At 67.1% G+C, this 721-nt stretch carries 1 pseudogene; it reads right to left on the bottom strand.

Annotation, left to right across the window (positions count from 1 at the left end):
* Positions 1–721: pseudogene (locus IEZ31_RS55780) on the bottom strand (polyketide synthase dehydratase domain-containing protein); the annotation flags it as partial.

Below are 721 nucleotides of genomic sequence, written 5' to 3' on the forward strand. Positions count from 1 at the left end.
CACCGCCGCCGGGACCGTCCCAGCCACACCCAAAACGCCAGTAGCATGCCGAGTCCAATCACCACCACCCTCAGCCCGCGAATGGATCGCCAAATCACCATCGACACCAACGGTGACCTGCAACTCGACGCCACCATGAGCAGGAACGACGAGCGGCGCCTGCAACGTCAACTCCCGCACCACCGAAAGCCCCGACTCATCGCCCGCCCGAACCGCCAACTCCACCAAACCAGTACCAGCCAACAACGTCGTACCAGCGATGACATGGTCGGCCAACCACGGCTGCGTCGCGAGCGAGATACGGCCGGTGAGAACGCAACCCTGCCCATCGGCGAGACTCACCACGGAGTCGAGCAGCCGCGGCCCGCTACCGGCGGTTCCGAGCCAGTACCGCTCGTGCTCGAACGCATACGTCGGCAGCTCGACCGGCGCGACGGCCGCCCCGAGGACAGCGGTCCAGTCGACCTCGACCCCGGCGGCATGCAACCCACCCGCGGCACTGAGCAGCCCGTCCCCCGGCCGCAACGTCGGCACCACCACCGCGTCCGGAGCCGTCAGCGCGATCATGGAGGTGAGCACCCCGTCCGGACTCACATCCACGAAAACCTTGACCCCATCATCGGTCAGCCGCTGCACCGTGTCGCCGAACCGGACCTCGTCACGGGCCTGCCGCACCCAATACTCCGGATTCGTCACATCCCCGTACAACCCGATCACCGGC

This window comes from Dactylosporangium sucinum (assembly GCF_014647515.1).
Lineage (GTDB): Bacteria > Actinomycetota > Actinomycetes > Mycobacteriales > Micromonosporaceae > Dactylosporangium > Dactylosporangium sucinum.